Below are 25,349 nucleotides of genomic sequence, written 5' to 3'. Positions count from 1 at the left end.
TTCCTCTCGATTAGGCGTAAGCGGTAATGCGCTCGATGATGATCGCCGGGGCCATGCCGCCGGCCGCGCACATCGTGGCGAGGCCCAGGCGCTGGCCGGTGCGCTCCAGTTCGTCCAGCAACGTGCCCACCAGGATAGCGCCGGTCGCGCCGATTGGGTGGCCCAGCGCGATCGCCCCGCCGTTGACGTTGACCTTGTCGCGATCGAGCCCCAGGTCGCGGATGACCTTTTCCGGCACCACGGCAAACGCCTCGTTGATTTCCCACAGATCGATGTCCGCCACGCCCAGGCCGGCACGGGCCAGGGCCTTGCGGGCTGCGGGCACCGGCGCGTTGAGCATCAGCGTGGGATCATCGCCCGCGTTCACTGCCGCCACCACCCGGGCGCGGGGCACCAGGCCATGACGCTCGCCAAATTCGCGCGAGCCGACCAGAACGGCTGCGGCGCCATCGACCACGCCCGAACTGCTACCGGCGTGATGCACCGGCACGATCTCAAGGTCGGGATAGCGCCGCGCGATCTGCCGGCGAAAGGTATCGCCGGCCTCATTGTAGGGCATGTCCATCAAGTCGGCGAAGGCAGGCTTGAGCTGTGCCAGGCTTTCGGCCGTGGTCTGCGGGCGGGGAAACTCCTCGTGGTCGAGCACCATAGCCCCGGCGTCGTCGAGCACGGACACGACCGAACGGGCAAAGCGCTTTTCGGCGATGGCAATCGCCGCGCGACGCTGGCTTTCGGCAGCAAATGCGTCAAGCGCCTCGCGCGTGATCCCCTCCATGCTGGCGACCGCATCGGCACACACGCCCTGGTGTGATTGCGGATGCCGCTGGTCGAGCCGGTCATTACCCGCCCCCATCATCGTCGGGCCAAGCCCGGCCGCCACTTCGGCGCGCTCGCGATCGGCGGTGAAGCTCATCATTTCGGTGCCGCCGGCGATCACCGCGTCTTCCAGACCGGCCATCACCTGCCCGGCGGCGAGCGCGATGGCGGTGATCCCCCCACCGCAGAACCGATCGAGCGTCATGCCCGAGGTCTGCACGTCCATCCCGGCGTCGAGCAGGGCCATGCGGGCAAGGTCGCCGCCCTGCTTGCCGCGCTGCGAGGAGGTGGACCAGATCACGTCGTCGATCACGGCGCCCGCGAGACCGTTGCGGGCGACGAGAGCCTCAAGCACGGTTGCCGCGAGGTGCTGCGGGTGAAGATGGGCGAGTGCGCCCTTGCCCGACTTACCGATGCCGCGCGGCGTCCGCACCGCGTCAAAGATATACGCATTGCCCATGGCGAGTCGGTCTCCTCTGGCTGCATCGATCTTTATTAATCGATTGATTGGTTTTGTAGAGCGCCTTTTACGCAAACCGCGTCGCTTGTAAACCGCCTTGACGCGCGCATTCGCTCCCGACGCGCGCAGTCGAGGAAAAAAGATCAACTTCTCAGCGGTTCAGTCTTTGTCCGGGCGCAGTCCGCGCAGGAACAGGTCGCGCAGCAGCGTGGCGTAGGCCTGCTTGATTTCCACGTCTACCTTGGCCACACCCAGCGTGGTGGGCACCGAATAAGCGGCGAAGAAGATATGATCGGCCGCGCCGACCAGCGCGTAATAGAGCAAGGCCGGATCGACATCGACCATTGTGCCTTCGCGCACGCCCTGGGCCACGATCTGGCGATAGGCGGCCATCATCGGCATGATGAACATGTCCGACACGCGCGCGCTGGCTTCCGGGCCGCCGGCTTCGACCATGTAATGCACCAGCCGATTGAGATAGGGCGAGCGGTAATAGGCATTGACGATCCCCTCGACGTGGATCGTCATCTTGCGCTCGGCCGAGACATCCATCGCCACCAGTGCGTCGAGACCGCTCATCTCCCGTTCGGCCTCGCGCTCCAGCAAGGCCATCAGCAGTCCCTGCTTGTCGCCGAAATAATACTTGATCATCGCGGAGTTGACGCCGGATCGCCGCGAGATTTCGCTCAGCGAGGCTTCGATCTGGGTGGCTTCGGACAGGATTTCTGCCGTGGCATTGAGCAGCGCGGTACGTGCCGTCTCGCGCCGGGCGGCACGCAGGGTTCCTTCGCGGGCGATTTCGGATGCCGTCGTCATTCCAGCAGTCATAAACCGATCAATTAACATCGCAAGGGGGGATGCAGGCGGGCGCGGCGGAGAATTCTCCGAAGCAGGCGTATTGACACCGCCGCGCGACCACCGATAGAAGTTAGCCAATCGATCGATTAACTTTGACGAACGGGCGCGCCGGACTTCCTGCCGATCAGACGCCCGCCATACCGAGAGAGGATACCCCATGAGGCTTCAGGTGGTTACTGCGCGACTCGCATTCCTGCTAGGATGTGCATGGTCCCCCGCTTTGGTTCACGCGCAAGCTACGCCTGATGCGTCGGCCGAAGCCACGCCCGCAGCCGCGCCCGGCGACATTATCGTCACCGCGCAGCGGCGCTCGCAGTCGATCCAGACCGTGCCGATTGCGATCACTGCGCTCAGCGGCGACCAGTTGGGCAACAAGGGCGTGACCAACGCCAACCAGCTTGGCCAGATCGTGCCCAACCTGCAGATCAACAGCGCCATGGGCGATACCCAGCCCAACTTTGCGCTGCGCGGGGTCAGCGTGGCCAACGAATATAACCCGAACCAGGTCTCGCCGATTGGCGTCTATATCGATGACGTCAACATGGTGAACCGCGTGGGCCAGGGCGGCGGGCTCTATGATCTTCAGCGCGTGGAAGTGTTGCGCGGGCCACAGGGCACGCTGTTTGGCCGCAATACCACAGGTGGTGCGATCAACTTCATCACCAACACCCCGACGCTGTCGGGCAATCGCGGCTATGCCGAAGCCGGATATGGCAATTTCAACACGTTCACGGCGCAAGGCGCGCTCGAAACCACGATGGTGGAAGACGAACTCGGCTTCCGCGTGGCCGCCACTTATGAAAAGGGCGACGGCAAGTTCCGCAACATCTATCCCGGCCAGCCCGACGCCGGCTCGGTCGATAGCCTTCAGGTGCGCGGCACGCTGCACATCCGCCCCGGCGCAGGCCCGCTGGATATCGTGATCAAGGCCTATGCCAGCCGCGCCAACGGCACGCAGCAGCCGATCAAGGGCCTTGCCGCCACCGCCGCGCCCGGTTTCTTTGAAATCAACGAAAATCGCATCGGTCAAAACCGCACGCGGCAATACGGCACCTCGGCCAAGATGTCCTACGAACTGTCGCCGCGCCTCTCGTTCACGTCGATCACCGCCATCGGCAATGGCCTGCTCGACGCCGCATTCGATGCCGACGGTTCGCCACTCGATATCCTCGATCTTCAACAGAAGGCCAAGTTCGACCAGTTCAGCGAGGAAGCCCGCTTCAACTACGAAGGCAAGGCGGTCAAGGCCGTGGCCGGCGTGTTCTATGGCTGGGACAAAACCGTCTCTGACAACGGCTTCGATATCGGCAGCGCCATCGCGCCAGGCGTGGACGGTGGGTTCTTCCAGCATTTCCGCCAGGTGCGGCGTACTTATGCGGTGTTCGGGCAGACCGACGTGAACCTGACGCCCAGGCTCGTGGCTACGATCGGCCTGCGCTACAGCGCCGATCGCTCGGCCTATGACGATGGCTATGCCTATCTCTTCATGGGCGCTTTCGGCGGCGCCCGGACGCCGCTGTTCACCACGGTGCCCTGCACCACCGGCGTCGGCACCTGCCCTTATGACGCCAACGCGCGCTATGCCATCAAGGGGCGCAACAACGCGCTCACCGGCCGCGCCGCGCTGACCTATACGTTCGACAGCGGTACGCTGCTCTATGCCAGCTATAACCGCGGCTATCGTTCCGGCGCGTTCAACGGCGGTGGCTACACCAATTCGGCCGGGATTACCTATATCAAGCCGGAATACGTCAACGCCTATGAAATCGGCGCCAAGGGGCGTTTCCTCGATCGCCGGCTGTCCCTCGCCCTCGCCGCCTTCTATTACGATTACCAGAACCAGCAGTTGCAGGATACGCGGCCCGGTCCGGTCTCGTTCCTGCTCAACGCGCCCAAGTCGGAAAGCTATGGCTTCGAAGGCGAGGCGACCTATCGCGCCTCTTCGCGCTTCTCGGTCAATGCGTCGGTCGGCCATCTCCACGCCACCTACAAGGAACTCACGCTTTCCGGCACGAACCTTGCCGGCAACGACCTGCCTTTCGCGCCGCGCTGGACCGCGCAGGGTGGGTTCGACTGGGCACCGTTCGACATTGCCGGCGGGCCGCTGACCTTCTCTCCCAACCTCAACTACGTCAGCCGCCAGTTCTTCTCGCCGTTCAACGCCGTCAACGCCGCTGGCGGTGCCCAGGTCAATTCCGAATTGCAGCAAGGCGCCTACATCAAGGTCAACGGCGCGATCACCTGGACGCGCGGCAACGTCACGCTGCGGGCTTGGGTGCAGAACCTGTTACAGGAAAAAACCCTGGCCTACGGCCTCGATCTGCGCGGCGCCGGCTTCCCGTTCAACTATCTCGTCCCGGCCCAGCCCCGTACCTATGGCGGGTCGGTTCGTTTCACGTTCTGATCCCGGCACCAGGAGCCTTCATGATCCCTATCGAGACCCGGCCCACCGCCAGCGACGAACTCGCGCTGTTCCGTGATGCCGTGCGCAAGTTCTTCGCCGCCCACTTGCTGCCCAACCTTGACCGTTGGGAGGAGCAGGGCATTGTCGACCGCGCCTTCTGGCACGCTGCCGGGGAAGCGGGCCTGCTCTGCCCCACCGCGCCCGAGGACCATGGCGGGCTGGGTCTCGATTACCGCTACAACGCCGTCATCGGCGAGGAACTGGCCTATACCGGCAGTTCGGCGGGCCTGGTCCTGCAATCGGACATCGTGCTGGACTACATCGTCCACTATGCATCCGACGAGCTCAAGGCACGCTGGCTGCCGCGCATGATCACCGGAGAGGCGATCGTCGCCATCGCCATGACCGAGCCGGGCACGGGCAGCGATCTTCAGGGCATCCGCACCACGGCGGTGCGGGATGGCGACGCCTATGTGATCAACGGCAACAAGACCTACATCACCAACGGTCAGCTCGCCGATCTGGTAATCGTGGTGGCCAAGACCGATCCGGCTGCCGGGGGCAAGGGCATTTCCCTGATCCTGGTGGAGGCCGATCGGCCCGGTTTTGCCCGTGGGCGCAATCTCGACAAGATCGGCCAGCACTCGGCCGATACCTCGGAACTGTTCTTCAGCGATGTGCGTGTGCCGATCGAAAACCGGCTGGGCGAGGAAGGCGCCGGCTTTGTCTATCTCATGGCACAATTGCCGCAGGAACGCCTGTCGATCGCCATCAGCGCGCAGGCCCTGGCGCAGCGCGCGTTTGACGAGGCCGTGGCGTTCACCAAGGATCGCAAGGCTTTCGGCAAGACGGTGTTCGATTTCCAGAACACCCGGTTTCAGCTGGCAGCGCTTCAGGCAGAGCTGCAGGTGGGCTGGAGCCATATCGACTGGGCGCTGGAACGCCACGTGGCGGGGAAGCTGACCACTGCCGAGGCTTCTGCGGCCAAGCTCTATCACACCGAATTGCTCGGCCGCGTCGCGGACGAGGCGCTGCAACTGCATGGCGGCGCCGGCTACATGAACGAGTATCCGATCGCCCGGATCTGGCGCGACGCGCGCGTGATGCGGATCTACGGCGGCACGTCGGAAATCATGAAGGAAGTGATTGCCCGCAGTCTCTGACGGCTGTTCGGCAATCCAGGAAACTGGCGCCGCCCGATCGTTGGATCGGGCGGCGCCTTATTGCGTTCAGAGGAAAGTTTCGCCGGCCGCCGCCTTGGTGCGCAGCAGGTTGGACACCGTGATCGGCGCGCCTTGGGCAATCTGCTCATCCAGCGCGGCCACGATCCGCACCAGGCCGCAGTGGTCGCCCCAGATCATCGGCCCACCGGTATAGACCGGCCAGGCATAGCCCGCGACGAGCGCCATATCGATGTCTGACGCACGCAGCGCGATGCCTTCTTCCAGCAGCTTGGCCCCTTCGTTTACCACCGGGAAGAGCAGGCTCTCGATGATATCCTGCGCCGACAGCGTGGGTACAGGCTGGCCCGAGCGCGCGGCAAAATCGCGGATCGTGGCTTCGGCGAAAGCCGAGGGCGTGCCACGCCGCTGCGCGTCATAGTCGTAATAGCCGCTGCCCGATTTCTGGCCCAGGCGTCCGGCTTCGCACAGCACTTCCTGCACCGTGCGCCCGGCGGTGTTTTCCTTGTCCCAGCCGATCACATCCAGGCCAACAAGGTCCATCATCTGGAACGGCCCCATCGGAAAGCCATAGCCGACCATGGCCGCGTCCACGTCCCACGGCATCACGCCCTGCTCCAGCAGGCGATCGGCCGCTTCGCTGCGCCGCGCCATCGCCCGGTTGGCAATGAAGCCATCACACACACCCGACAGCACCGCCACCTTGCCCAGCTTGCGGCCCAGGGTCATGGCGGTCTGGATCACGCGGTCGCTGGTCCCGGCCCCGCGCACCACTTCGAGCAGGCGCATGATGTTCGCCGGCGCAAAGAAGTGCAGCCCGATCACGTCCGCGGGGCGGGCGGTGACAGCGGCAATCGCGTCAAGATCGAGGAACGAGGTGTTGGAGGCCAGCACCGCGCCCGGCTTGGCCAGCGTATCGATCTGGCGGAACACCTGCTGTTTGAGATCGAGCCGTTCGAACACGGCTTCCACCACCAGATCGGCCTGCGCCACGGCATCGAGCGCGGCGGCCGTGGCAAAGGCGGCCAGGCGCGCGTCGCGCACGCTTGGCGTGATCCGGCCCTTGCTGGCCAGCGCCTCCAGCGTGGAGCGCACATGCGCGGCGCCGCGCTCCAGCGCTGCCGGGTTCACGTCGATCATCGTCACCGGAAAGCCGGCGTTGAGGAACGCCAGGGTGATGCCGCTGCCCATCGTGCCCGCGCCCACCACCGCGACCGAAGCGATCGCCACTTCGCCGCAATCGCGCGCCACCGGCACTTTGGCGGCGGCGCGTTCGGCGAAGAAGATGTGGCGCTGTGCGGCCGATTCCGGGCTGGCCATCAGTTCATCAAACAGTTCCCATTCGCGGGTCAGCCCAGCCTCGAATGGGCGGTCGGTGGCCGCCTCGATCGCGCGCACGATGTTGCCTGGCGCCTTGAAGCCGACGAAACTCTTCGCATTTCGGGCGCGATAGTCGGCGATCGTGGCGGCGGCCTCCTGCGGGGTAAGGTCGGCCGGCAAGTCGCGCGTGCGGCGCAGCGGGGCGCCGCTTGCCACCAGTTCGCGGGCATAGGCCACGGCCTCGGCGCGCATGTCCTGGCCTTCCAGCACGCGATCGATCAAGCCGATGCGCAAGGCCTGCGCCGCACCGACCGGTTTGCCCCCCACGATCAGGTCCAGCGCATGGGCCACGCCGACCAGGCGCGGGGCGCGCTGCGTGCCGCCGGCGCCAGGCAACAGGCCCAGCGCCACTTCGGGCAGCCCGAGCTTGGCGGTGGGCACGGCGACGCGATAATGGCAGGCCAGCGCCAGTTCCAGCCCGCCACCCAGCGCCGTGCCATGGATCGCGGCGACGATCGGCTTGCTCGCGCCGTCAAACCGATCGAACATGTCATGCAGGCCAGGCGCGGCAAAGGGCTTGCCGAACTCGGTGATATCGGCCCCGGCAAAGAACGTGCGCGCCGCACACAGGATCACCACGGCGGTCACTGCCGGATCGGCCAGAGCCTTGCCCATGGTTTCGTGGATCGCCTGGCGCACCGCCTGGCCCAGCGCATTGACCGGGGGCGAATCGATGGCGAGCACGGCCACGCCGTCCTCGTGCGTCAGGGTGCAAAGCGGATTGGTCATCGATCGGAAAGCCTCTCACCATGGCGCCCGGAAACAGCCCCGGCCTGCCTTGATGGCTGGCTTAAAAACTCCACATGACGAAGTCAATTGATCGATCAGTTAAGTTCAGTGTTGCGCCGCGCGTCCGGTCGTGGCTATGCTGCTGGCCAGACGATCGCCGGCCACGGCGCGCGTCCGCAACGGCGCTCCTGCAAGAAACCGCGCCGCCCGAAACGAGAGGTTGTCGATGCACCCCAGCGAGTTTGCCCGCGCCACGCCGGACAAGGCAGCCATCATCATGGCCGGCTCGGGCCAGACCATCACCTTCGCGCAGCTGGAAGCCCGTTCCAACCAGGGCGCGCATCTGTTGCGCGGCGCCGGGCTGCAACCGGGCGCGGTGGTGGCGATCATGCTGGAAAACGACGCGCGCTATCTCGAGATAACCTGTGCGGCCCATCGCGCCGGGCTCTATTTCGTGTGCCTGTCCACCCGCCTCGCCCCTGCCGAGATTGCCTATATCCTGCAGGACAGCGGCGCCCAGCTGCTGATCGCCTCAGGCACGCTGGCGCCGCTACTGCAGACGCTGGATGATGCCGCGCCGGCCTTGCGCTATACGCTCGGCCCGGCCGTTCCCGGCTGGCAGGCGTGGGAAGACGCTACCGCCTCGCTGCCGACCACGCCGATCGCGGACGAGCGCGCCGGGATCGACATGCTCTATTCCTCGGGCACCACCGGCCGTCCCAAGGGCATCAAGCCGCCCCTGCCGAGCGATCCCGCCATCACCACGCCCTCTCCGCTGGGCACCGTCTGCGCGCGGCTGGGGTTCGGGGCCGAGACGATCTATCTCAATCCCGCGCCGCTCTATCATGCCGCGCCGCTGCGCTGGTGCCGCGAAGTGCTCGCGCTGGGCGGCACGGTGGTGATCATGGAAAAGTTCGATCCCGAAGCGGCCCTGGCGCTGATCGCGCGCTATCGCGTCACGCACAGCCAGTGGGTGCCCACCCATTTCGTGCGCATGCTCAAGCTGCCGGATGAAGCACGCGCGCGCCACGATTGCTCGGCGCTGCGCCTCGCGATCCACGCCGCTGCGCCCTGCCCGGTGCCGGTCAAGCAGGCGATGATCGACTGGTGGGGCCCGATCCTGATGGAATACTATTCCGGCACCGAGGCGATCGGCATGACACTGATCACCGCGCCCGAATGGCTGGCCCATCCCGGTTCGGTGGGACGCGCGATGATCGGCACGCTGCACATCTGCGATGAGGACGACACCCCCCTGCCCCCGCGCCAAGAAGGGCTGGTGTGCTTTGCCGATGGCCCGGCCTTTTCCTATCACAACGATCCCGAAAAGACCGCCGCAGCCCACAATCGCCATGGCTGGGCCACGTTTGGCGACGTGGGCTGGCTTGACGAGCACGGCTATCTCTATCTCACCGATCGCAAGAGCTTCATGATCATCTCGGGCGGGGTCAACATCTATCCGCAGGAAATCGAGAACGCCCTGGTGGTCCACCCGCGCATCGCCGATGCTGCCGTGGTTGGCGCGCCCGATGCGGAAATGGGCGAATGCGTGGTCGCGGTGATCCAGCCCATGGACATGGCCGATGCCACCCCGGCTTTTGCCCGCGCGCTGATCGACTGGCTGCGGCCACAGCTTTCCGGGGTCAAGATCCCGCGCCGCGTGGAATTCATGGCCGAACTGCCGCGCCATCCCACCGGCAAGCTCTACAAGCGCCTGCTACACGATCGCTATCGCCAGCCTGACGCCGCACTGCCGGCGCTGCTGGCATAGCGCCTGCCAATTTGACCAGACACAAGACCGGAGAGTGCCAAGATGAGCGGGTTTGTCGTCAACCAGATCGCCGATCCCACGTTGTATGGAGACCCGCAGCGGCTGCACCGGTTCTATGACTGGCTGCGCAGCGAACATCCGGTCGCCTGGGCCGATCCCGAGGGGTTCCGCCCGTTCTGGGTGGTCTCGCGCCACGCCGATATCCGCGAACTGGAACGCCAGCCCGAAATCTTCAACGCCGGCCCGCGCATGACTCTGCTGCCGATCCCGGTGGAGCAGGCCAACGTCGCGATCTTCGGCGTCGAATCCGGGGTTTTCCCACTCACCGCGATGGACGGCGCCCACCACCAGGCGATGCGCGCGCTGACCCAGGATTTCTTCCTGCCCAAGAACATCCGCAAGCTGGAAAGCGCCATCGCGCAGCATGCTGCCGCGTTTGTGGCGCGCATGGCGCAGGATGAAGGGCAATGCGACCTCGCCACCGATATCGCCTTCTGGTATCCGCTGCGCGTCGCCATGGCGATCCTGGGCATCGACGAACAAGACGAAGCGCGCATGCTGCGCCTCACCCACGAGTTGTTCGGCGCGTCCGATCCTGCAGTACGCCGTCCCGGCCTGACCGAGGCGGAGCATATCGTCGCGGTCAAGCAGGACTACATCGCCTTCTTCGATGCGATCACGCGCGATCGCCAGGCCAACCCGCGCGAAGACGTGGCGACGCTGATCGCCACCGGCATGCCCGGCGGCGCCGAGATGAGCGCGGAAGAGCGCTTGGGCTATTACGTGATCGTTGCCACGGCCGGGCACGATACCACCGCTGCCTCGATCGTGGGCGGCATGCAGGCGCTGCTCGACAACTCCGAACAGATGGCCCTGCTCAAGGCCCATCCCGAACTGTTGAAGACTTTCGTCAACGAGGCGATCCGCTGGACCGCGCCGGTCAAGCATTTCATGCGCAATGTGACGCAGGACTATACGCTGCACGGCCAAACCTTGCGCGCGGGCGATCACGTCTTGCTCTCGTTCGGCGCGGCAACGCGCGATCCCGAGGCCTTTGGCGACGCCGACCAGTTCCGCATCGATCGCGCGCTCAACAACCACCTCGCTTTCGGACACGGCCCGCACACCTGCCTTGGCCAATATCTTGCCAAGCTGGAGATCGAGGCGTTCTTCACCGCCTTCTTCGCGCAGATCGCCACGATCGAGCCGGCCGGCCCGCCGATCTATACCGAGGGCTCGTTCGTCAGCGGCATCCGCGCCATGCCGGTGCGCTATTCCCGCCTGCCGCAGCCGGTGGAACCGGCATGACCGCCGCCGCATTCCAACAGATCACGCTCGAGGTTGACCAGGGCGTCGCCACGCTGGCCTTGCACCGGCCAGACAAGCTCAACGCCTTCACCACGCAGATGATGCGCGAGATGGTGGCGGCGTTCGACGCGATCGATGCCGATGACGCGATCCGCGCGGTGATCGTCACCGGCAGCGGCCGCGCATTCTGCGCCGGGGCAGACATTTCCGGCGGTGCCGCCAACTTCCGGGTCGACACCAGCGCGCCCAGCGCGCCCGACTACAGCGATCCAGCCACGCGCGATGGCGGCGGCATCCTCGCCCTGCGCATCTTTCAACTGAAGAAGCCGATCATCGCCGCGATCAACGGCCCGGCGATCGGCATTGGCGCCACCATGCTGCTGCCGATGGACCTGCGCATTGCCAGCGACACTGCGCGCTTCGGTTTCGTCTTTGCGCGGCGTGGCATCGTACCCGAAGCGGCATCGAGCTATTTCCTCCCCCGCTTGGTCGGCATCAGCCGCGCGCTGCGCTGGTGCTATACCGGCGCGGTGTTCGGCGCTGATGAGGCGCTGGCAGGCGGCTTGGTGGAACGGGTCGTCCCGCCCGCAGACCTCTTGCCCACGGCCCAGGCCCTGGCGCGCGAGATTGCCGACAACGCCGCGCCGGTCTCGGTCGCGCTCACCCGGCAGATGCTATGGCGTGGCCTGGGGATGAGCGATCCGATGGAAGCCCATCGCATCGAAAGCCGTGGCATTCTCACCCGTAGCCAGAGCGCCGACGCCCAGGAGGGTGTCGCCGCCTTCCTCGAAAAGCGCCCGGCCCGCTTCCCCGATCGCGTCTCGGCCGACATGCCGGACTATTTTCCGTGGTGGGAAGAAATGCCCTATGGCTGAGGCGCGATAAGCGCGAGCGCCTGCGCTTCGTTCACCACCTCGGCATACTTCGCCTGCAGATCGAACAGGTTGGCTTCGTGCGGCGCGGGGTGGCGGTCGCCGCAGGCATCGGCCACCACAAACGGCAGGAAACCATGCTGGCACGCATCGAGCGCCGTGGCGCGGATGCAGCCGGAGGTGGAGGTGCCGCAGATCAGCACCGTATCCACGCCCATCGCCGTCAGCGTGGCGGCAAGATGGGTGGCGAAAAACGCCGAGGCATAGCGCTTGGTGATCACCACATCGCCCGCCTGAGGCGACAGCACGGCGGGAAAGGCGCCCAGCGGAGAGCCCTTTTCGAACACCTTGAGCGCGGGCACCTTGCGATAGAAGACCCCGCCATCGGCCCCGCCGGGCTGATATTCCACATTGGTGAAAATCACCGGCAGCCCGGCAGCGCGCGCGGCGGCGGTGATCCGCACGGCGCTGGCCAGTGCTGCCTCGATCCCGGCATAGAGCGGTGATCCAGGCTGGAGATAGGCCTCCACCAGATCGACCAGCAGCAGCGCCGGGCGCTGCCCGAACGGCAGGCGCCCATCAAACGCGCCGGCATAGTTGGCATCGAGATCGCCGGCGTCGTGGGCCATCGCCTCAGATCACCCCGCGCGCGGCCAGGTCAGCCAGGTCATCAGTGCCCAGGCCCAGCAATTCGCCATAGATTTCCGCATTGTGCTGCCCCACCGCCGATGGCGCGGGGCGGCGCACGCCGCCCGGCGTGGCGGAAAACTTGGGGAACGTCGATTGCATCTTGAGCGGGCCGAACCGCTCGGTCTCCACCTCGATGATCGCCTCGCGCGCCTGGAAATGCGGGTCTGCCAGCATGTCGGGCGCGCGATAGACGCGGCCGGCCGGGATCGAATGGGCAATCATCAGCGCGTCGACCTCGTCCATGGTCAGCGTGCTGGTCCAGGCGTTGATCAGCGCGTCCAGCTCGGTCTGGTTCTCGCCCCGCGCCAGATGCGTGGCATAGCGCGGGTCATCGCCCAATTCTGGTCGGTCCATCGCCGTGGCCAGCCGCTTCCACAGCGAATCCTTGTTGGCGCCGATCATGAACTCGCCGTCCTTGCAGGAATAGACGTTGGACGGCGCAATGCCCTTGAGGATGGAGCCCGAGCGTTCGCGGATCAGGCCCATGCGATCGTATTCTGGCACCAGGCCTTCCATCACCTGCAGCACGCTTTCATAGAGCGCGGTGTCGATCACCTGGCCCTGCCCGGTCTTGTCCTTCACGTGCAGCGCGGCCAGCACGCCCATGCAGCCATACGTGGCGGTCAGCGTATCGCCAATCGACACGCCCATGCGGCTGGGCGGCCGATCGGGTTCACCCACGATATAGCGCCACCCGCCCATCGCCTCGCCAATCCCGCCAAAACCGGCGCGATCGGAATAGGGGCCGGTCTGGCCATAGCCAGACATGCGCGCGATGATCAGATGCGGAAATTCGGCCAGCAGCACGTCAGGCCCCATGCCCCACTTTTCCAGCGTGCCGGGCTTGAAGTTCTCGATCACGACATCGGCATGGGCGATCAGCCGCCTGACCAGCGCCTGGCCTTCGGGCACGCGCAAGTTGGCGCTGACCGAGCGCTTGTTGCGCGCGATCACTTCCCACTGCACCTTTTCGTTGCCCTGGCCCCACTCGCGCATGGGATCGCCGGTGACCGGCGGTTCCACCTTGATCACGTCTGCGCCCATGTCGCCCAGCAACTGGCCGCAGAACGGCCCGGCCAGGAGCTGGCCCAGTTCGACAACGCGGATATCCTGCAAAGCACCTTTGGTCATGTTCACTCCGCCGCTTCTGCTTGCGGCCACACCGGCGGGATGGGCGCCGGCAGCCCGGTTTCCGCCTGGCAGGCCGCGCGCAGGGCATCAAGCCCCGGCCCGGTGTTGAACACCGGCAAGGCGCCGCCACGGTCGGCCATCATCGCGTCACGCAGGGCTTGGGTCGCTGCCGCGTCAACCACGCCGGCGTCATCGGCCACCACGCCATAGGCGCGCGCGCCCTGCGGCGTGACCAGCCCCTGGACGATCTCCTTGCCCACCAGCGCCGGATCGCGCGCCAGCGGATCGCCCCAGCCACCGCCGCCCCAGGTGATGAAGTGCAACTGGTCGCCTTCCTCCACCGCCAGGTCTTCCACCTTGTTGCCCACGATCACCTGGCTGCCATCGGCCTTTTCCAGGATCTTGCGCGCGCGCTTGCCCGGATCGCCGCCGTTCACGCCCCAGGGTGGCACGAACCAGCGATCGTCATGGATGGCGATCGTGCCCGCGCTCAGGAAACGGTAGGTCATGTGAATGCCATTGCCGCCGCGATGCAGCCCCGCCCCGCCCGAATCCGGTTCGGTGGAATAGCGCTCGATCATCATCGGGAAATAGCGTTCGAGGAACTCGTTGGGCACGTTGGTAAAGCCCGGCCACAGCGAATGGCCATCCGGCCCATCGCCCAGCGGCCGGCCCGGAATGCCGCCAAAGCCGATCTGGAACAGCTGAAACCAGGCATGCCCCTTGCCCGGCCGCGTATCGTTGCCAGCATAGAACAGGTGCGGCGACGAAGAAAACCCGGCGGCGTTGAGAAACTCCGGCGTCTTCTGCCCCAGCAGACCGCCGAGGATATCGAAAATCCGGCCCAGCGCATGGGTGCGGCCCGATAGCGCGGCGGGAAAGCGCGGCTTGAGCAGGCTGCCTTCGGGAATGCGCACATCGATCAGGTCATAGAACCCGTCGTTGAACAGGATCTGCGGATCGAACACCATGATCATGTAGATGCCGAAGAACATCTTGAACATGTTTTCATTGAGATAGAAATTGATCGAGGCCACGCTCTGCGGATCGGTGCCATCGAAATCGAGCACCACGGTTTCGCCCTCGCGCCACATCGTGCACTTGATGCGGTAGGGGCCAAAGCCCATGCCATCGTCGCAGATATAGTCTTCAAAGCTGACCGGCTCTTCGCTCACCGCCTGGCCCAGCAGGGTCTTCATCGCGCGGTGGTTGCGGGCCAAGAGTTCCTGCGTCGCCGAAACATAGACATCGTCGCCAAACCGCTCGGCCATTTCCACCACGCGGCGCGCGGCCACGCGGCAACTGGCGATCAAGGCATTGAGATCGGCCGCGCACCAATCGGGCTTGCGCGTCTGGTGCATCACCAGCTTCATCAGGTCGGCGTTGTATTCGCCTTTCTTCCAGATCTTGACCGGCGGAATGCGCACCCCTTCTTCATAGATGGAGCGGGCGTTGATCGGCATCGATCCCACCACTTTGCCGCCGATGTCGCTCTGGTGCCCGAACATCGAGGTATAGGCGATTAGGCGCCCGTCCTTGAACACCGGCAGCAGCACCAGCCAATCGTTGGAATGGCTGATCGCGCCATCCACCGAATAGGGATCGGACAGAAAGATCATGTCGCCATCTTCCAGCGTCCCGTCATAGTTGGACAGGAACCCGCCGATGAAGCTGCCGAACTGGCCCACGATCATCTTGCCGGTATGATCGGCAGTCAGCGGAAAGGCATCGCCCTGCTCGCGAATGCCCGGTGACATCGCGGTGCGCACCAGGGTGGCATCCATTTCCACGCGGGCATTGCGCAGCGCGTTCTCGATGATGTCGAGCGTGACCGGATCGATCGCCACCTTGGCAAACGGGGTGTGGTTGGTCTGGACGATTGTTGCAGGCATCGGGCTTCCCTTTCGTCAGGCCAGGGTGATGAGGATATTGCCGACGGTATCGACCGTGGCGATGCAGCCGGTCTCGATCAGCGTGGTCGAATCCATTTCGCACACGATCGCCGGGCCAGGGATCACGTCACCGGCCTTGAGCCGCGCGCGGTCATAGATCACCGCGGCCTGCTCGGCCCCGTCCATCCACAGCACGTGGTCGCGGATCTTGGCCGCGGCGGGATCGCCATTGCCCTGCTCGAGCGGCGCTGCCGGCAGATCGAGCGCGCGGCCCAGCGCCACGGCGCGCAGGTTCACGATCTCGTGCGGGGTATCCATGTTGAACGTGAACAGTCGCTTGTGCTCTTCGTCAAAGCGGGCGAGCACGCCGGCAATGCCATCATCGGCCAGGGTCTGCGCGGTGATCGACAGCGGCACTTCAAAGGCCTGGCCGGCATAGCGCACGTCGATTTCAAAGCTGGTGGTGATTTCCGCCTCGGGCACGCCATCGGCCAGCAGTTCGCCGCGCACGTGGGTGGCCATTTCTTCCAGCACGGCCACGAGATCGGCCGGCGCGGTATCGCGCGCCAGGCGCGACCACGATCGCGCGGTTTCGGTGCGCATCCGCGTGGTGGCATCGCCCAGCGCGCACAGCACGCCGGGGCTGACCGGCGAGACGGCGGGCCACGATCCCATCAGCCGCGCCACGGCATTGACATGCAGCGGCCCCGCCCCGCCAAAGCCCATCAGCGCAAAATCGCGCGGGTCATAGCCCTGCTGCACCGAAATCATGCGCAATGCGCCAAACATGTTCTCGTTGACGATATCGATGATGCCGCGCGCCGCTTCCATCAGGCCGATGCCCAGCGCATCGGCAATGGTCTGCACCGCTGCCTTGGCGCCTTCCCGATCGAGCTGAAACGTGCCGCCCAACAGGTTTTCCGGCAGATAGCCCAGCACCACGTTGGCATCGGTTACGGTGGGGGCCGTGCCGCCTTTTCCATAGGCGACCGGCCCCGGCACCGCTCCTGCGCTCTGTGGCCCGACCCGAAGGGCTCTGGTCAGCGCGGGAACATAAGCGATCGAGCCACCCCCGGCGCCCACCGTCTTGACGTCCAGCGCCGAGGCGCGGACGGACAGGTGGCCCACTTCGGTGGTCCGCTGGCGGCGCGGCTCGAGGTTTTCGATCAGGGCAACGTCGGTGCTGGTGCCGCCCACATCGAGCGTTAGGATATTGCGGATGCCGGCATTGCGCCCCACCCAGATCGCCCCGGTCACGCCGCCCGCCGGGCCGGACATGAGAATGTTGACCGGATGCTCCTCGGCCTTTTGCGCGCTCATCAGCCCGCCGTCCGAGCGCAGCAGCGAGAGCTTGCCGGTCATCCCCTCGGCCGCCAGACGATTGCGCAGGTTGGACACATACTTGCCCACCACCGGGCGCACGCTGGCATTGGCCACCGTGGTCAGCGTGCGTTCGTACTCCTGCATTTCGGGCAGCACTTCGTGGCTGAGCGACACCGGCACGCCGGGCAGCACCTGCGCGGCCAGTTCGCCGATCCGCGCCTCGTGCGCGCCATTGGCATAGGCGTTGATCAGGCTGACCGTCACCGCCTCCACGCCTTGCGCCTTGAGTCTGGCCAGCTGCGTGCGCACGTCGGCCTCATCCAGCGGGCGCACTTCGTGGCCCTCTGCGTTCATGCGGCCTTTCACCGTCACGGTGTCTTCCAGCGCGGCGAGCGGCTGTGGCTTGGGCCAGATGATCCAGCCCGCCAGGCCGCCGGGCACATAGCTGCGCGCGATCTGCATGATATCGCGATAGCCTTCGGTGGTGACCAGGCCGACGCGGGCGCCCTTGCCTTCCAGCACGGCATTGGTGGCAACAGTGGTGCCGTGCAGGAAATAGTCGATCGCCCCGGCGGTGATCCCCGCCTTGGCGCACACTGCCGTCACACCGTTGAGAATGCCTTCGGAACTGTCGTGCGGGGTCGATGGCGTCTTGTGCCGCCAGAACGCGCCGCTGTCGGTGTCGAACAGCAAGAGGTCGGTAAACGTGCCGCCAACGTCGACGCCAAGCCGGTAACCCATCGATCAACCACCCTTTCCAAAAAGCGTTCGTGCGTGCCAGTGCATCCTGCGGTTCAGGCTTGCGCCGGCCGGGGGAACGGCGGCGCCTTGGCCACCATGCCCGGAAGCGTGCGATCCATCACCGAGCCCAGCCAGTGATTGGCCTCGACCAGCGCGGCCAGGTCCAGCCCCGTGCGCACTCCGGCGCGTTCGAGCATATAGACCACGTCCTCGGTCGAAACGTTGCCGGCCGCGCCGGGCGCAAACGGGCAACCGCCCAGGCCACCGATCGCGGCATCGACCGTCACGGCGCCCGCGCCGATCGCCGCCCAGACATTGGCCAGGCCGGTGCCGCGCGTATTGTGGAAATGCACCCGCACCGGAATGGCCGGCACCGCCGCGCGCACTTTGCCCACCAGCGTGGCGACATGCGCCGGGTTGGCCACGCCGATCGTATCGGCCAAGCCGATTTCAACGGGATTGGCCTGGGCCAGTGCCACGGCCATGGCCACCACGCGGTCCTCGCTCACTTCGCCTTCGAACGGGCAGCCGAATGCCGCGGCAATGGTCACCTGGCCCGTCTTGCCCGCCTGGCGTGCCATGGCGATGATCTCGCTGGCGGCCGCCACCGAGCCGTCGCTGGTCTGGCCCTGGTTGGCCTTGGCAAAGGTGTCGGTCGCCACCGAGACCGCGCCCAGCTGGTCGATCCGCCCAGTCTCGATCGCGCGGGCCGCGCCGCGCGCGTTCATCACCAGGCCGATGTAGGTCACGTCGTCGCGGCGCGGCAGGCCGGCGCAGACCGCCTCGGCATCGGCCATTTGCGGCACCGCCTTGGGATTGACGAAACTGGTCACCTCGATCCGCCGCGCGCCGGCGGCAATGGCGCGCTCCACCAGCGCGATCTTGTCGGCGGTGGAAATCATGGTCTTTTCGTTCTGCAACCCGTCGCGCGGGGCAACCTCGACCATTTCGATGGATTCTGTATACATTACTCGGCAGCCTCCCGCTGGCTCTGCTCGGCCAGCCCGCGGTGTGCATCGGCATAGGCGTGATAAGCGCGCAGGATGTGGCCGGTCATGATCGCTTCGGCCCAGGCGCCGTCCCGCCGGGCAAAGGCGGCGATCAGTTCCTCGTGCTCGCCATAAGAGCGGTGCAGCGCCTCGCGCCCGTAATGGTGCGCCGTGCGCCACACCACCGGCTGCTCGATCAGCGTGGCGAGAAGCGCGGCCAGACGGCGCGATCCGGCCACGTCCAGGATCGCCGCGTGGAAATCGCGATTGCCTTCGAGGAACCCGGCGACATCGGGCACGGGCTTGCGAATCGCCTCGCCCAGCCGGCGATTCGCGGCGCGGATGCGCTCCAGCGCTTCATCGCTCATCCGCTCGGCGGCGCGGCGCGCGGCCTTGCCTTCCAGCATCGCGCGCAGTTCGAACGCATCGGCCACATCGTCGATCGACCAATCCGCCACAAAGCTGCGCTGGGTATCGGTGCGCGTCACCAAAAGGTCGGATTCCAGCCGGCGCAGCGCCTCGCGCACCGGGGTGCGCGATACGCCGCAGCGTTCGGCCAGCGCCTCTTCCGCCAATTGCGCGCCGGCGGGCAGTTCGCCCGACAGGATCATGCTGCGGATCGCCTCATAGGCGCGGTCAGAAGCGCGTGACACATCCTTCTCCAAAGACCTTGACCTGAGATTTGTATACAATACTATTTGTATCCATCAAGCCGCGTCAGCCATGGGGGCACGAAAAAGACCGGCGGGTGATATCGGCGCCAGGCCCTGGGTGGGGCCGCGCCAGCGAACAGGGAGAATGCAATGCGACTTTCCCACTCGAGCTTCCTTGCCACTGTTTCGGTGCTGGCCGCCATGGCCACCACAACGCCCGCTTTTGCGCAAGAGGCGCCACAGTCTGGCGCCGCGTCTGGCGACGATAGCAGCATCATCGTCACCGCACGCCGCCAGAACGAGCGGTTGCAGGATGTGCCCGCCTCGGTCGCCGTGCTCACCGCCGATGCCCTGCAACGCACCGGCGCGGTCAAGGCAGAGGATTTCGTCAAGCTGACGCCCGGCGTCACCATCGTCACCGGCACGGCCGAGGCCGGCGATACCCAGATCAACATCCGCGGCATGAACGGCGCACGCGACGCGGAAAGCTCGGTCGCGCTGGTGGTCGATGGCATTCTCAAGACCAATACCGCCCATCTCAACCAGCCGCAGGGCACATTGCAGCAGGTCGAACTGCTCAAGGGCCCGCAAGGCGCGCTCTATGGCCGCAATGCCGCCGCCGGCGCCATCGTGATCCAGTCGCTTAAGCCCACCGACACGATGACCGGCGCGGCCAAGCTGTCTTATGCCGATTACAACACCTGGGAAGCGAGCGCGCACATCGCCGGCCCGGTGGCAGACAATGTCGGCTTCGTGCTGGCAGGCTATTACTACAAGACCGACGGGTTCTACAAAAACACCTTCACCAATTCCAAGACGGTGGACGACAAGGAAAACTGGGCCGTCGATGGCCGCGTGATGGTGGGCCAGGGCGGCCCCACCCAGCTGGATATCAAGGCGCGCTACAGCGAGTTTCACGGCGCCTCCCTGCCCTTCAACGCCGCGTTCCACCTGCCCAATTTCGGTGGGGCGTTCTATGAGAACGTCAACACCCACCCGTTCCATTTCTACAACAACATCCGCCCCACCAATGACCAGACCAGCTTTGACGCCTCGATCAAGCTGGACCACCAGCTGACCGACAAGATCAAGCTGGTGGGCTGGGCGCTCTATTCCAACGTAAACCAGGATCTGGTCGCCGATGGCACCTCGGCCGATTTCGGCCGCTTCCTCAGCGCCGCCAACCCCCAGGCGCAGGCCGCAGTCAATTCCTGCTTTTCCAGCACGGCGGCGCTCACCGGCTATCCGGTCAACCCGCCCGGCTTCATCGGGCAGACCCCGGTGCCGTTCATCTTTGCGCCGACCACCGGCTCCACGTTTGGTCCCTACAGCCCGACCACCTGCGATGGCACGCAGTACCAGGTGCGCAAGCAGCAGGATTTCAGCACCGAATGGCGCCTGATCGGCGATGCCGGCGCGATCAACTGGCAGCTCGGCGGCTATTACCTGCACATCAAGCGCACGGTCGGCGTCAGCCTGGGTGCCGATACCGGCAACGGCGTGATCAAGCAGCTCTACAACGCGCCCAATTCCACTAACCCCACCACGCTGCTGCTGGCCGATCGCTTCAAGACCAATGTCTATGCCGCATTCGGCTCGGTGGAGTGGAAGCCCAATGACAAGTTCGATGCCGGCCTCGCGCTGCGCTATGATATCGAGGATCGCAAGTCGTCCTCGCTGGTGCCCACCGCCACCGATCCCTTCACCGGCGGCCCGATCAACCCCGGCCAGGCGTTCGGCCCGTTGACCGACAAGCATGCCCGCTTCGAACAGTTCGAGCCCAAGGTCACGCTCAGCTACAAGCCCACCCGCGAATTCAACCTCTATGCCAACTGGGGCATCGGCTTCAAATCGGGCGGCTTCAACAACCAGGGTTCGGCGCAGATCATCAAGGACAACTTCGTCAACGCCTTTGGCGCCAATGTCACGGTCAACGACCAGTATCGCAAGGAATGGTCGAGCGCGTGGGAAGCCGGCCTCAAGGGCAACCTGCTCAATGGCGCGCTCACGTTCGACCTCGCCGGGTATTACACCCAGGTCCACGACATGCAGTTCTTTGAATTCTTCGTCGGCAGCTTCGGTCTGCTGCGTGTGGTCTCGAATATCGATCGGGTGGACCTGAAAGGCATCGAGGCGAGCGTTACGGTCAAGCCGGTCAAGGGCGTCAAGCTGTTCGGATCGTTCAACTATACCGACAGCGAGATCAAGAAAAACTCCTCGCGGCCCTATACCGTGGGCAACAAGTCTCCCTATACCGCCGATTACACGCTCAACGTGGGGGGAGAGTTCGAGCAGGCAATCAGCGGTGACCTGCGCTTCTTTACCCGCGCCGATTATCGCCTGACCGGGCCCACCTGGTTCCACACCGTGCAGAACCAGTCGGTGCCCACGGTGTTTTCGGGGCTGCTGCCGATTTCGGCGCTGCAGCTGCCGGCCTTTGTCGGCGATGGCAAGTATGACGTGGCGCGGCGCGATGCCTTTGGCATCGTCAACCTGCGCGCCGGCATCCAGACCGATCGCTTCAGCCTGGCGGTCTTCGCCAACAACCTGCTCGACAAGCAATATCTCAATGAAGTGATCACGGCGGTGGAATTTGGCGGGTCGTTCATCACGCCCGGCACCCGCCGCCTGGTCGGCGTGGAAGGCAGCGTGAAGTTCTAAGGTTTCCCCAACCCTTCATGCCTGCCAACCATGAACCCGGCCGCATCCGGATCGGTGCGGCCGGGTTTTTCCTGCATGATCAGCCCTGGCGCGCGATGGCGACCGGCGCGACATCGCTTTGGCCCGGCGCGATCGGCACGGCCTGGCCGGCAATCACCGCCGTTCCGCGCTCGCGGCGCTTGGCGGCATAGAGCGCGGCATCGGCATTGCGCAGCAGGTCACTGCGGCTCGCGGTCTGCGCATCGAGCCAGGCAGCACCGATCGTTGCGGAAACACGGAATGTCTGCTTGTCGGCGCGGATCGAATAGCGCAGGTCAAGCAACAGGCGGCGCAACAGACCGCGCAGATCGCGCAGCAGGGCCTGGTCGGTGATCAGCAGCACGAATTCATCGCCGCCCAGCCGCGCGGCAAAGCTGCCGGCCAGATAGGGCGCCTGCAGGCGCGAGGCGATCACGCGCAGCACATCGTCACCCGCCTGGTGGCCCAGGCGATCGTTCACCGCCTTGAAGTGATCGAGATCGATCAGCAGCAGCGCACAGCGTTGCCCGGCGGCCGCAGTCGTCTTGATGCTGTCATCGATCACCTGGTTGCACCGCCCACGGCTGGCGATCCGGGTCAGATCGTCGGTATGGGCGGCGTGGCGCAGCGCCTCTTCCATCTTGTGGCGCTCGGTAATGTCCTGGAAAACGCCAATCAGCGCAACCGGCTTGCCGTTTTCCAGTTCCAATTCACCCATGCTGCGCACGCGGCGATAGTTGCCACGTGCGGTGGTGAAATCGGCTTCGACATCGAATGGCTCGCCCGTCACCAGCGTCTGCTCGATCGTGCTCACCAGGATTTCACGCGACTTTTCGGCATAAAAATCGAGTGCGGCTTTCAGCGATATCTCCGCGCCACACTCCATCTCATGAATGGCATAGGTCTGGTCGGACCATTCCAGCTGGTTGTCCCCCAGCGTCAGCCGCCACGAGCCGATGTTGGCAATGCGCTCGGCCTGGCGCAGTTGCCGGTGCTTGCGGCTCAGATCGCGCAAGTTGTGCCCGCGCTCTTCGGCCATCTGTACGGCCAGCGCGGCCGTGCGCCGCGCCGAAATGAGCGTTTCCACCAAGGTGGCCAAATGCCCAAGCATCTTGAGTGAGGCCGGATCGATCGTGCGCGGCTGGTCATCGATCACGCACAACGTGCCCAGCGGCAGGCGCGGCGATGTGTCATCGCTTGCGTCCTCGGCGGCATGGATCGGCACGCCCGCGTAGAACCGGATATCGGGCGCACCGGTGACCAGCGGATTGTCCGCAAAGCGGTCATCCTGCCGCGCATCGGGAACGACAAGCACGTCGTCAGCAGCCACGGCGTGGGCGCAAAAGGCGATGTCGCGCGGGGTTTCGTTCACGTCCAGGCCGGCCTTGGCCTTGAACCACTGCCGGTGTGCATCGACCAACGAAACCAGCGCGATCTTGCAGCCCGTCAGCTGCTGCGCCAGTTGCACCACCGCGTCGAATTCCTGCTCTGGCGCGCTGTCGAGCAGTTCCAGGCGTTCCAGCAGCGCAAGCCGTGCCTCTTCCGATGTGTCTACCACATCCCGTCCCTTTCCTGTCCCGACCCTTTGCCAAGAAATTAACGAACCAGGGTAAACTTTTCCCTAATCCCTGCACTTCGGGTGACAGCATAGGGCCGGTCGTATTGCTATTTATTGTTATAAGTCAAAGCGTTGTGGCAAAGGGGAAAATCTGTCCGCCTGGCCGGGCAAAACCCGATATCTTAAGGTGCGCGCCTAACCCCAACCGGTTCGGCTCATTCGGAATGTCCGCTGATTTCCGCCCCGGCATCGGGCGCGAAGCGGCGGTTCCAGATCGTGGCGCACAGCGATATGGCGGTCACCGTCCAGAACGCCGCGGCAAAATCGTCGAGCAGCGGCCGCGCATGGCCGTGCAGCAGCATCGCCACGTGCAGCGCTGCCGCCGCCAGGCAGATGCCCAAGGACAGCATCAGCTGCTGGAACGTGGCATAGAACGCGGTGGCGCTGCTCATCTGCTGCGGGGCGATGCCGTCATAGGCGATGGTGTTATAGGCGGTGAACTGCAACGACATGAAAAAGCCCGAGAGCACCAGCACGCCAAACATCGCCCATACCGGCCAGCCCGGCCCGAACAGCCCGCAGATGGCATAACCCGCCGTGCCGATCACGCCATTCCACACCAGGGTGCGGCGAAAGCCCAGCGCCCGCAGCACGCGCGGGGCAGCGGCCTTCATCGCCAGCGAGCCGATCGCCGTCGCCACCGTGATCATCCCGCTGCGCGCTGCGGAAAAGCCGAAACCCACCTGCATCATCAAGGGCAACAAAAATGGCTGCGCCCCTTGCGTGATCCGCGTGACCGAGCCGGCAATCACCGACAGGCGGAATGTGCGATCCTGCAACAGCGCGAGGTTGAGGATCGCCCCTTCCCGCCCGCGCGCATGGCGGACATAGAACACACCGGCGACGGCGCCGACCGCGAGCAGGCTGCCGGCCAGTGTCCCCTGGCCAGCACGGCTGGCCATTTCGAAGCCGAATAGCAGGCAACCCAGCGATACGCCGCTGAGCACGAAGCCGGCCCAATCGATCGTGGCCGGCACGTCTTCGCGAAAGTTGGCGATATAACGGCCAACCAGCCAGAGGCCGAGCACGCCGACCGGCAGGTTAAGGTAGAAAATCCAGCGCCAATCGAGATAGGTCACGATGAAACCGCCCAGCGGCGGCCCGATCACCGGCCCGATCAAGGCCGGCACCAGCAGCCACGACATGGCATTGACCATATCCTGCTTGGCCACGCTGCGCAGCAGCACGAGCCGGCCAACCGGGATCATCATCGCCCCGCCCATCCCCTGGAGAAAGCGCGCGGCGACCATCAAGGAAAGGCTGGGTGCCTGGCCACAGGCAAAGCTGCCCGCCATGAACAACGCGATCGCGGCGCGAAACACGGTGCGCGATCCGAACCGGTCTGCCAGCAGGCCCGACGCGGGAATGAACACCGCCAGCGCCAAGAGGTACGAGGTCAGCGCAATGCTCATTTCCGCCGGCCGCACGCCGAAATCGCGCGCCATTGTCGGCAGCGCGGTGGCGAGCACGGTGGCGTCGACGAATTCCATGAACAACGCCGAAGCGACGATCAGCGCAACCAGGCGATAGTTTGCGCCCGATGCCTCCGGCCCGCCAGGATCGCGCGCCGGGGTGAGCGCGTGGGCGGCCGGCACGATGCCATCGCGGATCTCGGCGTTGACAGTGGCAATCCCCCGGCGGCGCGGCGCTAGCATGGGCAGCCCCACGGGCCGAGCCGGGTGCAGGCAGGAAAGATCATGGGCAAACGTTCACTTCTGGTCTGACGAGACAGCGCACCACCATCGCCGGGAAGCGGGGCGCGCAGCAACGGGAAAGGCCACGGGCAACCCCGCCAGCCTTATGCTTGCCCGCGATATAGGCACCATGGCCGGATTTGAAACCCCGCCCCTTTGG

The 25,349-nt window shown here is 65.3% G+C and carries 17 protein-coding genes; 6 read left to right on the top strand and 11 right to left on the bottom strand.

All coding sequences use genetic code 11. The features are described 5' to 3' along the window. Window positions 1-10: 10 nt before the first annotated feature. Together C8K14_RS01515 and C8K14_RS01510 are read right to left on the bottom strand one after the other, a co-directional pair. A complete protein-coding gene (locus tag C8K14_RS01515; RefSeq protein WP_107715403.1) occupies window positions 11-1,276 on the bottom strand; it encodes an acetyl-CoA C-acetyltransferase in 1,266 nt (421 codons plus the stop codon). A gap of 159 nt (window positions 1,277-1,435) precedes the next feature. Continuing rightward, on the bottom strand, window positions 1,436-2,092 hold the full coding sequence (locus tag C8K14_RS01510; protein WP_158271847.1) for a TetR family transcriptional regulator: 657 nt from the start codon (window positions 2,090-2,092) through the stop codon (window positions 1,436-1,438). Window positions 2,093-2,354: 262 nt separating this feature from the next. On the opposite strand from C8K14_RS01510, the gene C8K14_RS01505 reads away from it, so the two are divergent. Both C8K14_RS01505 and C8K14_RS01500 read left to right on the top strand, forming a co-directional pair. Continuing rightward, window positions 2,355-4,538, top strand: a complete 2,184-nt coding sequence (locus tag C8K14_RS01505) for a TonB-dependent receptor (protein WP_233250844.1) — start codon at window positions 2,355-2,357, stop codon at window positions 4,536-4,538. 20 nt (window positions 4,539-4,558) lie between these two features. Then, the gene (locus C8K14_RS01500; RefSeq protein ID WP_107715400.1) at window positions 4,559-5,701 is read left to right on the top strand and encodes an acyl-CoA dehydrogenase family protein; all 1,143 of its coding nucleotides are present in this window, start codon (window positions 4,559-4,561) and stop codon (window positions 5,699-5,701) included. Window positions 5,702-5,767: 66 nt separating this feature from the next. On the opposite strand, the gene C8K14_RS01495 is transcribed toward C8K14_RS01500, so the two are convergent. Beyond that, window positions 5,768-7,828, bottom strand: a complete 2,061-nt coding sequence (locus C8K14_RS01495) for a 3-hydroxyacyl-CoA dehydrogenase NAD-binding domain-containing protein (RefSeq protein WP_107715399.1) — start codon at window positions 7,826-7,828, stop codon at window positions 5,768-5,770. A gap of 226 nt (window positions 7,829-8,054) precedes the next feature. On the opposite strand from C8K14_RS01495, the gene C8K14_RS01490 reads away from it, so the two are divergent. The 3 genes from C8K14_RS01490 to C8K14_RS01480 are packed head-to-tail and all read left to right on the top strand — an operon-like array spanning window position 8,055 to window position 11,782. Beyond that, window positions 8,055-9,599 (top strand): acyl-CoA synthetase, encoded by a 1,545-nt coding sequence (locus tag C8K14_RS01490; RefSeq protein WP_107715398.1) that lies wholly within the window; start codon window positions 8,055-8,057, stop codon window positions 9,597-9,599. A 42-nt stretch (window positions 9,600-9,641) separates the two neighbouring features. After that, window positions 9,642-10,907 carry a cytochrome P450 gene (locus C8K14_RS01485; protein WP_107715397.1) on the top strand — a complete coding sequence of 422 codons (1,266 nt, stop codon included), beginning with the start codon at window positions 9,642-9,644 and terminating at the stop codon, window positions 10,905-10,907. After that, entirely contained in the window at window positions 10,904-11,782 is an 879-nt protein-coding gene (locus tag C8K14_RS01480; RefSeq protein WP_107715396.1) for a crotonase/enoyl-CoA hydratase family protein, read from the top strand. Before C8K14_RS01485 ends, C8K14_RS01480 begins: the two co-directional genes overlap by 4 nt. Here the strand turns inward: C8K14_RS01480 and C8K14_RS01475 are convergent. From C8K14_RS01475 to C8K14_RS01450, 6 genes are read right to left on the bottom strand one after another with little or no spacing between them, the layout of a single operon-like run. Next, complete coding sequence (locus C8K14_RS01475) at window positions 11,773-12,408, bottom strand: N-carbamoylsarcosine amidohydrolase (protein ID WP_107715395.1); 636 nt, start codon at window positions 12,406-12,408, stop codon at window positions 11,773-11,775. The two genes, C8K14_RS01480 and C8K14_RS01475, sit on opposite strands and share 10 nt — an antisense overlap. A 4-nt stretch (window positions 12,409-12,412) precedes the next feature. After that, the gene (locus C8K14_RS01470) at window positions 12,413-13,600 is read right to left on the bottom strand and encodes a CaiB/BaiF CoA-transferase family protein (RefSeq protein WP_107715394.1); all 1,188 of its coding nucleotides are present in this window, start codon (window positions 13,598-13,600) and stop codon (window positions 12,413-12,415) included. Between the two features lie 2 nt (window positions 13,601-13,602). Beyond that, entirely contained in the window at window positions 13,603-15,492 is a 1,890-nt protein-coding gene (locus tag C8K14_RS01465) for a hydantoinase B/oxoprolinase family protein (protein ID WP_107715393.1), read from the bottom strand. Between the two features lie 15 nt (window positions 15,493-15,507). After that, window positions 15,508-17,556 (bottom strand): hydantoinase/oxoprolinase family protein, encoded by a 2,049-nt coding sequence (locus tag C8K14_RS01460; RefSeq protein WP_107715392.1) that lies wholly within the window; start codon window positions 17,554-17,556, stop codon window positions 15,508-15,510. 53 nt (window positions 17,557-17,609) lie between these two features. Further along, window positions 17,610-18,524: a hydroxymethylglutaryl-CoA lyase gene (locus C8K14_RS01455; RefSeq protein WP_107715391.1), complete on the bottom strand. Its 915-nt coding sequence runs from the start codon at window positions 18,522-18,524 to the stop codon at window positions 17,610-17,612. Further along, on the bottom strand, window positions 18,524-19,198 hold the full coding sequence (locus C8K14_RS01450; RefSeq protein ID WP_054131539.1) for a GntR family transcriptional regulator: 675 nt from the start codon (window positions 19,196-19,198) through the stop codon (window positions 18,524-18,526). Before C8K14_RS01450 ends, C8K14_RS01455 begins: the two co-directional genes overlap by 1 nt. Before the next feature lie 150 nt (window positions 19,199-19,348). Between C8K14_RS01450 and C8K14_RS01445 the strand changes: the two genes are divergently transcribed. After that, window positions 19,349-21,859, top strand: a complete 2,511-nt coding sequence (locus C8K14_RS01445; protein ID WP_233250843.1) for a TonB-dependent receptor — start codon at window positions 19,349-19,351, stop codon at window positions 21,857-21,859. A 79-nt stretch (window positions 21,860-21,938) separates the two neighbouring features. Here C8K14_RS01445 and C8K14_RS01440 read toward each other — a convergent pair whose 3' ends face one another. Together C8K14_RS01440 and C8K14_RS01435 are read right to left on the bottom strand one after the other, a co-directional pair. Then, window positions 21,939-23,435, bottom strand: a complete 1,497-nt coding sequence (locus tag C8K14_RS01440; protein ID WP_233250842.1) for a diguanylate cyclase domain-containing protein — start codon at window positions 23,433-23,435, stop codon at window positions 21,939-21,941. A 215-nt stretch (window positions 23,436-23,650) separates the two neighbouring features. Next, complete coding sequence (locus tag C8K14_RS01435) at window positions 23,651-25,150, bottom strand: MDR family MFS transporter (protein ID WP_054131323.1); 1,500 nt, start codon at window positions 25,148-25,150, stop codon at window positions 23,651-23,653. Window positions 25,151-25,349 lie beyond the last annotated feature (199 nt).

Source organism: Novosphingobium sp. GV079, assembly GCF_003058045.1.
In the GTDB taxonomy this organism is placed as follows: Bacteria; Pseudomonadota; Alphaproteobacteria; order Sphingomonadales; family Sphingomonadaceae; genus Novosphingobium; species Novosphingobium capsulatum.
This window is presented reverse-complemented; position numbering and strand designations above follow the sequence as displayed.